We start from the raw sequence: 12466 nt of genomic DNA, 5'->3' as shown, positions 1-12466 counted from the left end.
TTGCCTGAATAAGGTTGACTTTTTTTGTTAATTTTCCTCTGCGTTTCTGCGACTCTGCGTTTAAACAAATAACATTTAATTCTTATAGTATCGTTTAAAAAACTCTTTGTACTCTTTGTATTCTTGTTCTCTAAGTAAAATATTAAAATTTTCCTGACTGATAATACTTACTTCCGGATGTCTGTTTTTTATCTTTATTAAAAACTTATCATCTGATAAAAGGCTTTTTAGATATTCTGTTGATTTCCTTGAATTATCAAATTGCCTTACAACAAGAATTTGTCTTTTCTCATCAAAAATAAAGGTTGAAACTTGTAACTCTTCAAGCTCGTGATATTCAGCATTGTAATCTGAGAATGATATTTTGAGTTTTTGAGTATTTACTTTTCTTGTTTCAAAAAGAAAAATAAATAAATGTGGAATATCTATATTGATGGAGTATGGCGATTTAATCAAAAAAGAATCTATTTCAGCAACACCTTCCCCCGTTTCAGGTTTTTCTTCGGCAGTAAGGTAATCTACTACTGATTGAGCATGATCAGTAAGCTCCTTATTTGCAGTACTGTTTATAAAGGAATTCAGTGATTTTACAAATTCGTCTTTTGCTCCGCTTTTGCCAACACAAAGTATTTTTAAATATTCAAGTTCTTTACTTTTATAATTTTTAGGGTAATCTTTCTCACTTTGATTATATATCTCAATTACTTTACTACAATTATTTTCATTAAAACTTTTGTATGCACTTTGGTACAATGCTTTTATTTCAACACTTTGGTTTTGCCTTTGATTTTTGAAATAGTTAGGGTCATTAATTAGAATTGCGTAATCACTATCAGGATATTTGGCTAAGATGCTATCTTTATGGGCTTTTTTCTTAATATTTTTGTTGTCATAAATATTGTAAAGGATGTAATGTGACAGAGCGGAGTACTTACCATCAGGATATCTTTTTAATAATCCTTCAAATGTTTTTTTTGTATTTGCAGTATCATAAAGTTCAGTATGATAAATATCTCCAATTTTTTTTAGTGCTTCTGTAATTCTTTTGTTTGCCGCTACTTTTTGTGATTTGGTAAAAGGAACATCCGCATAATATTTTCTTTTTACTTTGGGAATGTTTTTTAATTGCTCACTTAAAAACTTTTTATCTTCATCAGTAAGTTCAGCAACAATTTCTTCGGCTTGTACTTCATTAGAATCCATTTCTGATGGCATAGTAGAAGATTCAGAAGCCTTACTTGATATTCTCCAATTGTCAACAAGCTTTCTTTTCCCCCACCTAACTTCAAATTCAGATTCACCCATTTTCATGGAATTGTCATTGTAAAAATACCATTCATTACTTCCTTTTAATCCTCCCTGCATTCCCGGTGGCATCATATTTCTGTTTCTTAGCTGGTTTCTATTAAATCGCATTTCCTGCTCTTCCCTACTTCTTTTTTCACGTTCTTTTTTTTCTTCTTCCATTTTCATTCTTTGCTCTTCATTATAAGCAACATCAATTATACTATCTCTTGATTTATCAGATAAATTAGCAAGGTAAAGAAGACTGTCCTCTGTTTGTACTGTTACGTGATTTGCTACAAGTAAACTTATAAGTTTGTTTCTTTCAACTATTTCATTGTATTCAGGATAATTTTTGTCAAGAAACAATCCTGTGCTATCGTAGTATGCTTTTGCAAGTGGATAATCGGGTAATTCATAATAATATTCTGCAAGTTTTAAAAATGCAATAGCTTTCTGATTTTTGTTACCACTACTGTGTTCAATACAAAGTTTCAGGTTTTTTTCAGCTTCTTTAACATTTCCTAATTTTAAATCAATAATTGCAATCTCAAAATATATCTGATCAAGATACTGAATATTTTTATCGTCATTAAGCATTTTGTACAGCAATGATTTAATTGGTTTTGCAGTTTTTTCATCCCTGATATCATAGCTTCTTGCAATTTCAATTTTTGAATTAAAAGCCATGTCGTAAGGTGGATTTCTCTTAATAACATCTTCATAGAGATCTCGGGATTTAATAGTGTCTCCAATATTTTGATACAGTTGAGCTAAAATAAATTTATACCTTGTTTTATAATCTTTTTTACGTTCTTGAGGGATTGCCTTTTCCAAAGATTTTATAGCAGACAAGTAATCGTTAATTAAAATATTTATATGTGCATCAGTAAGAGAAAGTTCTTTTTTGAGTTGTTTAGGAAATGATTCATTGTTGTTCATTAATGTTACATGTGCTTGAGCTTCAGAATATTTATTAATCTGAATTTTTGAATAAGCCATCCAAAGCATTGCTTCGTATGCAATATCTGTACTTTTATATTTTGAAATAACATACTGAAAAGTTTCCATTGCTGAATAAAAATCAGCTTTGTAAAAATATGCTTTGCCAATAAGAAAATAACTATCATCAATCCAATCGCACTTTTTATGTTTGTCAAAAATTTTTGTACACTTCTTAATAATTCTATCCGATGATGAAGCATTATTTTTTAAACTCGTTACTGTCCCGAATTGATAAACATCCAAAATTGAATTATAATCATCAACATGGCTTTCTTCAGTTTCCAACACCATTTCATTAAATATTTCATTGGCATTAAAATAAATATTGTAATGAGCAGTTACATTGTGATAAATACGTGATAATGAACTATCTTTTAAAGATTCACAACTAACAAGTGTAAGAAGAATGAGAATAATGCTTAGAAAACGATATTTTTTAAAAATTTCAATCACTGTTTTATTATTAACTTAATAGTAACTAACTTTGAAGTTGCAAAATTATTTTAAAATTAGTTAAAAACGTACTTAAATTTAAAATGAATAACTCAAAAGATCAAAAATTCTTAAAAAAGTTCAAAAACAAGTATCGCTTTGTTGTCCTTACAGAGGATAAATTAGAAGAAAAAACGTCTTTTCGATTATCTAGGTTTAATGTAATAATGATTATTAGTATTTTCATATTTATTATTACTACAATCATATTTTTACTTATTGCTTTTACTTCCATAAAAGAATATATTCCCGGTTATGCAGATTTTCGAACAAGAGAAGTTTTGAGAGAACAAATTAATAGAACAGATTCCCTTGAATTAGTATTGCAAAGAAAAGAAAAATATTTTAATAATATTATTAAAATTTTAAATGGAGATGTTGATGATTACACAAAACAACATTACAAAAAAGAGAATGTAATAACAGCTTCTGATAAAATAAAATTGTTTAATAAAACAAAAGAGGATTCGATATTAAGGATACAATTTGAAAAGGATTCGCAATACAATGTTTATTTTCAAGAGGATAATAAAGTCATTAAAAAATTACAAAACCTAATGTTTTTTCCTCCTGTAAAAGGAGTAGTTACACAAAAATTTGATTTGGCGAAAGGTCATCCTGCCGTTGATATTGCATCATCAAAAAATGTTGGAATAAAAGCAACTTTAGATGGCACAGTTATTTTTTCCGGATGGAATGTAAAAACCGGAAATATTCTGATTATTCAACACAGTAACAATTTGATATCAGTATATAAACACAACTCTGTTTTGTTAAAAACAATGGGTGATTTTGTAAATGCAGGTGATGTCATTGCGTTAATAGGCGAAAGTGGTGAGTTAAGCGAGGGGATACACTTGCATTTTGAACTTTGGTATAATGGAAATCCATTAAATCCTGAAGATTATTTATTTTTATAAAAAAACAGTATGTTTAAAAGAAAAAAAAGTAATTACATGAAGAAACAAGAAGAAGTTAATTCAAATTCATTTAGCACAATAAATGTGAACACTACCATTATCGGTCAAATACAATCGGATGTTGACCTACGTATTGATGGTAAAATTGAAGGCAATATTAATACAAAATCAAAAGTAGTACTTGGAGCAAGTGCACAGGTAAAAGGCGATATTGTTTGTAAAAATGCAGATATTTCTTGTAATATCATTGGCAATGTGTATGTGGAAGATAAGTTGAAACTTAATTCTACAGCAAATCTTAGAGGAAATATTTTTACTAAAAAATTAATTGTAGAAAGTGGTGCTATTTTCATTGGTAAAAGTGAAATGGGGCATAATAAAAATGTAAAAGAATTACTTCAAAATAATGAAGCAACTTCAAAAGTGAATTCCGAAAAAATTTCTAAAAAGATAAGTGAAAAATAAAAAACACAACTATTTAAGGTATTCAGGAATTGGTTTTCAAATTGTTGGTGCTGTTTTAATTGGTGTTTTTTCAGGGCAATGGCTTGATAAGCATTTTGAAACCGACAATAATATTTTTACACTTATTTTATCTGCCTTAATGATTGTTGTAGTTGTAATTCAATTAATAAGATTATTTAAATAAAATGATAGTTAAGTTTTTAAAAAAATATTTAATATTTTCAGTTATAATTTTTGCAATAGCTTTTTTTCCTGTTGTTAAATCTTTTGATAATAGTCTTGCAATTGGAATGCTTTACAATTGCATAGTGTTTTTTGTGTTGGTTCTAACTTCTACATTAATAATGTTAAAATATGCTACTAAAGATCCTTCAAAATTTCAAACATTAATTTTGTTGTCAGTTTTTGCTAAAATGATTATTGCTGTTGTTTATTTTTATTTTGTATTTAATTCCTATGAAAACGACTTGATAGCATTTACGATGAGCTTCTTTTTGAGTTATTTAATTTTCACATTGTTTGAAGTTGTTTTTTTAGTTTCATATTTGCGAAAAAATTTATAAATTTGGCAACTTTAAAATTTAGCATGAAAGTAATTTTAAGAAACATATTTGTCATTTTGCTACTACTAACTTTTATTAATAATGTAAAAGCTGTAGCATCCGAAGAAAATCATTCTAAAAAAGAAGAGTTCAACTTAGTAAGTTTTGCACTTCATCATGTAGCTGATTCCTATTCTTGGACATTTTATACAAAAAAAGACGGGACTGATGCTTCAATTCCTTTACCACGAATTTTATGGAATAAAAGCTTAAATAAATTTAATTTATTTCTTTCAACAGAAAAAGCTATTGATAATGGCTACATTGAGGAGCATCATCTAAATCACGAAGCTGTTCATGGGAAATTACTAATTCCCGACTCAGAAGAAGAATACTTAAAAGTTCTTAACAAACTAAAAAGTGAAACTGATAAAGAAGAAATAAAAAAATTAAATGCAGAATTGACACAGTTAAAACCTGTTGATATTTCGATTACAAAAAATGTTCTTTTTATGCTTTTCGCAGCAATATTGCTTTTATGGATTTTTATAAGCATTGCCAAAAAGTATAAAAATAATCCTGACAGTCCTCCAAAAGGAATACAATCTGTTTTTGAACCAATAATTATTTATGTAAGAGACGAAATAGCTAAAGAATTTATCCCTACTCATTACAAAAGATTTTTACCACTTCTTCTAAGCTTTTTCTTTTTTATCTGGTTTTTGAACATGATGGGTATTATTCCATTTTCAGCAAATGTTACAGGGAATATTGCTGTTACCGCTACATTAGCATTAATAGCAATGGTAACAATTAATATTAACGGAAAACGCAGTTATTGGCAACATATATTTTGGTTTCCTAATATTCCTGTTTTTGTAAAACCTATAATGCTTGTTGTTGAGTTTATCAGCATTCTTACAAAACCATTTGCACTTACTATTCGTTTGTTTGCAAATATTATTGCAGGACACCTTGTTATTTTATCATTTATTTCATTAATTTTTATCTTTGGCAAGCTTGGTTCTGTCCCTGCTGTTGGTTGGGCAACATCTGTAATAGCTGTTGCATTTTCTCTTTTTATTGATATGATTGAAATATTAATTGCATTATTGCAAGCATATATATTTACTACATTGTCTGCACTTTTTATTGGACAGGCAGTAGAAACTGAACATTAAAAATTTTTTTACAAAAAACAAAAGAACAAAAAGATGTTATTATTAGATTTAGGATTTGGATTAGGTGCCGGTGTAGCAGCAGGATTAGCTGTTCTTGGTGCAGGTATTGGTATTGGTCAAATTGGTGCTAATGCAGCACAAGCAATTGCACGTCAACCTGAAGCATCAGGCAAAATCAATTCAGCAATGATTATTACTGCTGCTATGATTGAGGGTGTTGCTTTATTTGGTGTTGTTTTAGGTGTTATTATTATTGGAAAAGTGTAAATATTTTCCCCGTCCGAAATAAAGTAATTATTTTATTTTTTTCGGTTTTAATTATTTTTATAACTCAAAATTAATATCAGATGATATTACTAAATGCTTTGCTCAAGCCCGACTTAGGGTTAATGTTTTGGACAATGGTAATATTTTTACTATTGTTATTTATTTTACGAAAATATGCTTGGAAACCAATTACTGAAGCCTTAAAAGCGAGAGAAGACAGCATTGAAAAAGCTTTGAATGAAGCAAAAAATGCAAGAGAGGAAATAGCTGAACTTAAACAACAAAATGAGAGTTTTGCTAAAGAGGCTAAATTAGAAAGGGATAAGATGCTTAAAGATGCAAAAGAAAAAAGTGACAAAATAATTGAAGCATCAAAAGCAAACTCCAAGAAGGAACAGAAAAAAATAATGTCCGAAACAAGAGAACTTGTAAAAAAAGAAAAGGATAAAGCATTTAACGAGTTAAAAAAAGAAATTGGGGAAATAATTATTAGTACTGCTACAAAAGTTATAAAAAAAGAACTTGAAAACCCTGAGAAACAAAAGGATATAATAAAAGAAAGTTTAAAAGACTTATAGAGATAAATTTTATGGCATATTACAGAGTAATAAAAAGATATGCAACAGCATTACTTGAGGATGCAAAGGAGCGTAAAAATTTAGAAATTGTTTTTGCGAATGCTAATTTATTTCTAAAAGTTGTTACAGAAAACCGAGAGTTAGCAGTTCTTTTAAAAAATCCGACAATTCAAAGTCAAAAGAAATATGTTATTTTAAAAAAAATATTTAAAGATAATTTTGAAAAAATAACAATAGATTTTATAAAAATTGTAGTTGATAATAAAAGAGAAACCCTGATAGTTGATATTTTTGAAAGTTTTACTAGCCTCTATCGTACTGAAAAAGGAATACTTGAAGCAGAAGTTGTTTCAGTTATAAAACTTGAAAAAAATATTCTTGAAGACATTAAAAGTTATATTAAAAGAACAAGCAATTGCAAAGATGTAAATCTTTCAAATACAATTGACAGTAGCTTAATTGGAGGCTTTTCTCTTAAATATGATAATATGTTGTTGAATGCAAGTATAGAAAATCGAATAAAAAATTTAGAAAAACATCTTCTAAAAGATTAGAAGAAATAAAAAATAATAATATGTCAGATATTAAACCAAGTGAAATTTCGTCAATCCTTAGGAAGGAATTATCCGGTTTTGATTCAAAAACAAAGCTCGAAGAAGTTGGTTATGTTTTAGAAGTTGGTGATGGTATTGCTCATGTTTTTGGTTTGAATTTAGTAGCGGCAGGTGAGCTTGTAGAATTTGAAAATGGAACAAAAGGAATCGTACTTAATCTTGAAGAAGACAACGTTGGTGTTGTGTTAATGGGTGACTATTCCGATATTAACGAAGGAGATATTGTAAAAAGAACAGAGCTTATCGCATCGATTAAAGTAAATGAAAATATTCTTGGTAGAGTTGTAGATGCACTTGGCGAACCGGTTGACGGGAAAGGAGATATTCTCGGTGAAAAATTTGAGATGCCAATAGAAAGAAAAGCTCCGGGTGTAATTTTTAGAGAGCCAGTTTCTGAACCTTTACAAACGGGTATTAAAGCAATTGACTCAATGATACCTATCGGGAGGGGACAAAGAGAACTTATTATTGGAGACAGACAATCAGGAAAATCTACCATAGCAATTGATGCAATAATTAATCAAAAAGAAAATTTCGACAAGGGCGACCCTGTTTATTGTATTTACGTTTCTATAGGACAAAAAGAAGCGAATGTTGCAAAACTTGTAAAAACACTTGAAGAACATGGTGCAATGGAATACACAACAATAGTTTCCGCTTCCGCATCAAATCCCTCACCTATGCAATTTTATGCTCCTTTTGCAGGCTGTGCTATTGGTGAATATTTTAGAGATAGAGGTAAATCAGCACTTGTGATTTATGATGACCTTTCAAAACAAGCCGTTTCATATCGTGAAGTTTCATTATTGTTAAGAAGACCTCCGGGACGTGAAGCCTACCCCGGTGATGTTTTCTATCTTCACTCACGCTTATTAGAAAGAGCTTGTAAGGTAATCGGCTCTGATGAAGTTGCTCAAAAAATGAACGATATTCCTCCTTCAATGAAAGGGAAAATTAAAGGTGGCGGATCATTAACAGCACTTCCAATTATTGAAACACAAGCAGGGGATGTTTCTGCATATATTCCTACAAATGTAATATCAATTACCGATGGTCAGATTTTTCTTGAAACAGACCTCTTTAACGGTGGAATTCGTCCTGCTATTAATGTTGGTATTTCCGTATCAAGGGTTGGTGGTAATGCACAAATAAAAGCAATGAAAAAAGTTGCAGGCACACTAAAAATTGACCAAGCACAATATCGGGAACTTGCTACATTTGCTAAGTTTGGTTCCGACCTTGATGCTACAACAAAATCAATTATTGCTAAAGGTGAACGCAATGTTGAAATTCTTAAACAAAACAGATATTCTCCTGTTTCCGTAGAAAAACAAATAGCGATTATTTTCCTTGGAACAACAGGATTGCTTAAAAATATTGCAATAAAAGATGTAATTCCCTTTGAAGAAGAATACCTTGAACTTGTTGAAACAAAACATCAGGATATTCTTGACAAATTGAAAGAAGGTAAAATTGATGATGATATAAAAAATACACTAACTGAAGTTGCTAAAGATATTGAACCGAATTATATTAAATAATATTGTTGTAACAAATTGAATTTATGTAGAATTATTAAAAGTACATGAGTAATTTAAAAGAAATAAGGACAAGAATAGGCTCTGTAAAATCGACACAGCAAATTACCAGAGCAATGAAAATGGTTGCTGCATCAAAGCTTAAAAAAGCTCAGAATGCAATATTAAAAATACGTCCTTATGCAAATAAATTAAATGAAATAATTGTTCAACTTTCTGAAGGTATTGATGATATTTCTTTAAATCCATTTTATAAAAAACGAACTCCCCAAAAAATTCTTCTAATTCCTGTTACTGCCGATAAAGGTTTATGTGGTTCCTATAACAGCTCAATTATTAAAACAACCGTTCACATAATTGAAGAACTGAAATCAAATGGCTCTGCACATCAAAATATTGACCTATTGTGCATTGGTAAAAAAGCTGAAGAATATTTTAAAAAAAATGATTACAATATAATTGATAGCTATACTGAATTACAGGGAAGTACTTATGTAAAAGTAGAATCTATTGCAACAAAAGTTCTCAGGCAATTTAAGAATGAAGAATACGACCTTGTAAAATTTATTTTTAATGGTTTTAAAAATGCCGCAGTTTATAATACAACAATTCAACAATACCTACCCATTGAACAAAAAGAGGAAACAGAAAACAAGGAAAAATCTGTTGCACTTAATTATATTTTCGAACCTACAGAGGAAGAAATTATTGATGAACTAATTCCAACATCATTAAAAATTTCTTTTTATAGAATAATTCTTGAATCAAATGCTTCTGAACTTGGTGCAAGAATGACTGCTATGGACAAAGCAACAGAAAATGCTCAGGATATTCTCAAAGACTTGAAACTCACATACAACAAAGCAAGACAAACTGCTATAACAAATGAAATACTTGAAATTGTAAGTGGTTCGGATGCGATATAAAATAGATGCAAGATTAGTAAGTTAATCTCGTTTTTTCTCTCTTTCCAAAAACTCAATCATCTCCTTTAATGCATTAGCTCTATGACTAATTTTATTTTTTAGTTCAGCATTCATTTGAGCAAAGGTGTTTTTATAACCATCAGCTACAAATAATGGGTCGTAACCAAAACCTTCTTTTCCTTTGAGTTCTGTAATAATTTTGCCTTTTACAATTCCTTCAAAAAAGTATTCTTTACCGTCAAGAATCAAAGCAATTACAGTTTTGAATTGAGCTTTTCTATTGCTTTTTGCTGACAATTCTTTTAGTAATTTTTCATTATTCTTTTTATGGTTGCCGTCTTCACCTGCATATCGTGCCGAAAATACTCCGGGTTTGCCATTAAGTATTTCCACCTCAAGTCCCGAATCATCAGCAAAACAATCATAGGCTGTTTCATTTCTTATAGTTTTTGCCTTTTGTAAGGCATTTCCTCTAAAACTATCTGCTGTTTCAGGAATTTCTTTGGTGTAATTTATATCATTCAAAGAAAGTAAATTATAACCCTCAGGCATAATTCTCCGTATTTCTTCAATCTTGTGTTTGTTGTGGGAAGCAATTATTAGTTGTTTCATTTTTTTTACTGATTTGTTTATTCAGCTTTATCCTTTCTTAATCTTAGCCTCAGCCTTAACCTAATCTCTCAACATAGAAACTGCTCGTTTTAATCCCATGTAAAGAATGTCAATTTCTTCAAAAGTATTGTAAAAAGCAAAGGATGCACGAACTGCTCCATTAATTTTAAATCTTTCCATTATCGGTTGTGTGCAATGATTCCCAACTCTTACAGCGATTCCCATTTGGTCGAGCAAAGTGCCAATATCAGCTGAGTGTATTCCGTCAATAACAAAAGAAATTACGCTAGCTTTGTTAGTTGCTGTACCAATTATTTTAAGTCCTTCAATTTGTAAAAGCATCTTTGTAGCATACTCAAGTAATTCGGATTCATAATCGGCAATATCTTCTAAACCAATATTTGTAAAATACTTTATAGCTTCGGCTAATGCGATAAATCCTGCAATATTTGGTGTTCCTGCTTCAAATATATAAGGAAGCTCATTGAAAGTAGTTTCCTCAAAAGTTACATTACTTATCATTTCACCACCCCCTTGATAAGGCGGTAATTTATTCAAGATTTTTTCTTTTCCAAATAAAACACCTGTTCCTGTAGGACCAAAAACCTTATGTCCTGAAAAACAATAAAAATCACAATCTAATTCTTGCACATCAATTTTTAAATGAGGGACTGCTTGAGCTCCATCTATCAAAACAGCAATATTGTTTTCGTGTGCCTTTTTAATAATTCTTTTTATAGGATTTATTGTTCCTAAAGTATTGGAAACATGATTGATGGCAATAATTTTTGTACTGTTAGTTATCAATTGTTCAAACTCCCCAAAAATAATTTCTCCATTATCATTAATTGGGATAATTTTTAGCTTTGCTTTTCTATCTGAACAAACAATTTGCCATGGAACAATATTGGAATGATGCTCCATTTCGGAAATAATTATTTCATCACCTCCGTTTATATATTTTTTTCCAAAAACATTTGCAATTAAATTGATTGATTCTGTTGTACCTTTTGTGAAAATTATTTCTTTTTCAGAATTAGCATTTATTAATCCTTGAATTATTTTTCTTGAATTTTCAAATTCCTCAGTTGCTTTTTGGCTTAAAAAATGATTCCCTCTGTGAACATTTGAATTTGTTTCTTTGTAATATTTCTCCAGAGCTTTTGTAACATAAAATGGCTTTTGTGTTGTTGCAGCATTATCCAAATAAACAAGAGGTCTGTCATTTATTTGAGTATTCAGAATTGGGAAATCCAATCTTATTTTTTCAATATTGAGTCTCATGCTTTTTTATTTTTTGTTTCAAATTTAATAAATCTAAAGATAAAATGTATAAAATAATTTGTTTTTATAATTATCAGTTTTACTAATTGAAATCATATTTGAAATGCGTTAAAATTTTTTCATATAATTCATTATCTTCGTTTCATAAAAGAAAAGTATTATTAGAAGTTTCTTTAGGGGGGTTCTATAAATACATTCGCCTGCCTATGTCGGCAGACAGGCATTAAGATTTTCAGAGTTTTTTATAGACAATGAAAAATTTGTGCCTTGCATCTTATTCATTATCTTTGTTTCTTAAAAGAAATGTATTATTAGAACCCCCCTTTAAATAAAATTATTATGAAAGAAAATACCATTTATGATTTCATCAAAAAAATTGAGCTTTTTAATGGATTAAGTAGTGAAGAATTACTTGTTTTATCTCAAAATATTAAAGAAAAGACATTTCAAGAAAATACATTTTTATTTTATGAAAATGACTCCAGAAAATATATTTATATAATATTTAATGGCGAAGTTGAACTTTTTAAAAAAACTCCTTTTGGAGAAGAAAAACGATTAGCGATATTTAGTAAACAAGATTTTCTTGGCGAGGGTTCTTTAACGGAAAAATCACCACATTCAACAAATGCAAGGGCTATGCTAATAACAACAACTTTAGTTTTAGACATCAGCTTTTTTAATAAAAATGGAACAATAGCCGTAAAAGTACTTTCAAACATTGCAAGAGTTATTACCCGTAGAATGCGACATGCTAA

Annotated in this window: 14 protein-coding genes; 11 read left to right on the top strand and 3 right to left on the bottom strand. The window is 29.4% G+C overall.

Annotated elements, in window-relative coordinates; translation table 11 throughout:
* Positions 1-75: 75 nt before the first annotated feature.
* Positions 76-2742 (bottom strand): tetratricopeptide repeat protein, encoded by a 2667-nt coding sequence (locus tag U9R42_07400; GenBank protein MEA3495846.1) that lies wholly within the window; start codon positions 2740-2742, stop codon positions 76-78.
* An 83-nt stretch (positions 2743-2825) separates the two neighbouring features.
* Here U9R42_07400 and U9R42_07395 point away from each other — a divergent pair, with 83 nt between their 5' ends.
* The 10 genes from U9R42_07395 (at position 2826) to atpG (ending at position 9812) form a co-directional block, all read left to right on the top strand.
* On the top strand, positions 2826-3701 hold the full coding sequence (locus U9R42_07395; GenBank protein MEA3495845.1) for a M23 family metallopeptidase: 876 nt from the start codon (positions 2826-2828) through the stop codon (positions 3699-3701).
* A 36-nt stretch (positions 3702-3737) separates the two neighbouring features.
* Positions 3738-4166, top strand: coding sequence for a polymer-forming cytoskeletal protein (locus U9R42_07390; protein ID MEA3495844.1), 429 nt, complete (start codon positions 3738-3740; stop codon positions 4164-4166).
* Positions 4156-4350 carry an AtpZ/AtpI family protein gene (locus tag U9R42_07385; protein MEA3495843.1) on the top strand — a complete coding sequence of 65 codons (195 nt, stop codon included), beginning with the start codon at positions 4156-4158 and terminating at the stop codon, positions 4348-4350. Before U9R42_07390 ends, U9R42_07385 begins: the two co-directional genes overlap by 11 nt.
* Position 4351: 1 nt before the next feature.
* On the top strand, positions 4352-4729 hold the full coding sequence (locus U9R42_07380; GenBank protein ID MEA3495842.1) for a hypothetical protein: 378 nt from the start codon (positions 4352-4354) through the stop codon (positions 4727-4729).
* Positions 4730-4752: 23 nt separating this feature from the next.
* Positions 4753-5889: a F0F1 ATP synthase subunit A gene (gene atpB / locus U9R42_07375; protein MEA3495841.1), complete on the top strand. Its 1137-nt coding sequence runs from the start codon at positions 4753-4755 to the stop codon at positions 5887-5889.
* A gap of 33 nt (positions 5890-5922) precedes the next feature.
* Positions 5923-6156, top strand: a complete 234-nt coding sequence (gene atpE / locus U9R42_07370; GenBank protein ID MEA3495840.1) for an ATP synthase F0 subunit C — start codon at positions 5923-5925, stop codon at positions 6154-6156.
* A gap of 80 nt (positions 6157-6236) precedes the next feature.
* Positions 6237-6734 carry a F0F1 ATP synthase subunit B gene (gene atpF, locus U9R42_07365; GenBank protein MEA3495839.1) on the top strand — a complete coding sequence of 166 codons (498 nt, stop codon included), beginning with the start codon at positions 6237-6239 and terminating at the stop codon, positions 6732-6734.
* An 11-nt stretch (positions 6735-6745) separates the two neighbouring features.
* Positions 6746-7288 carry an ATP synthase F1 subunit delta gene (gene atpH, locus U9R42_07360; protein ID MEA3495838.1) on the top strand — a complete coding sequence of 181 codons (543 nt, stop codon included), beginning with the start codon at positions 6746-6748 and terminating at the stop codon, positions 7286-7288.
* Positions 7289-7308: 20 nt separating this feature from the next.
* A complete protein-coding gene (gene atpA, locus U9R42_07355) occupies positions 7309-8889 on the top strand; it encodes a F0F1 ATP synthase subunit alpha (protein MEA3495837.1) in 1581 nt (526 codons plus the stop codon).
* Positions 8890-8933: 44 nt separating this feature from the next.
* Complete coding sequence (atpG, locus tag U9R42_07350) at positions 8934-9812, top strand: ATP synthase F1 subunit gamma (GenBank protein ID MEA3495836.1); 879 nt, start codon at positions 8934-8936, stop codon at positions 9810-9812.
* Between the two features lie 21 nt (positions 9813-9833).
* Here the strand turns inward: atpG and rdgB are convergent, their stop codons facing one another.
* Positions 9834-10424, bottom strand: coding sequence for an RdgB/HAM1 family non-canonical purine NTP pyrophosphatase (rdgB, locus tag U9R42_07345; GenBank protein ID MEA3495835.1), 591 nt, complete (start codon positions 10422-10424; stop codon positions 9834-9836).
* Between the two features lie 60 nt (positions 10425-10484).
* Positions 10485-11708 (bottom strand): cysteine desulfurase, encoded by a 1224-nt coding sequence (locus U9R42_07340; protein ID MEA3495834.1) that lies wholly within the window; start codon positions 11706-11708, stop codon positions 10485-10487.
* Between the two features lie 339 nt (positions 11709-12047).
* Here U9R42_07340 and U9R42_07335 point away from each other — a divergent pair.
* Positions 12048-12466 (top strand): cyclic nucleotide-binding domain-containing protein (locus U9R42_07335; protein ID MEA3495833.1); only part of this gene is annotated, 419 nt, incomplete at its 3' end.

Source organism: Bacteroidota bacterium (genome assembly GCA_034723125.1).
Taxonomy (GTDB): Bacteria; Bacteroidota; Bacteroidia; order CAILMK01; family JAAYUY01; genus JAYEOP01.
The sequence above is the reverse complement of the archived record's forward strand: the minus strand, read 5'-3'. Positions and strand labels throughout refer to the sequence as shown.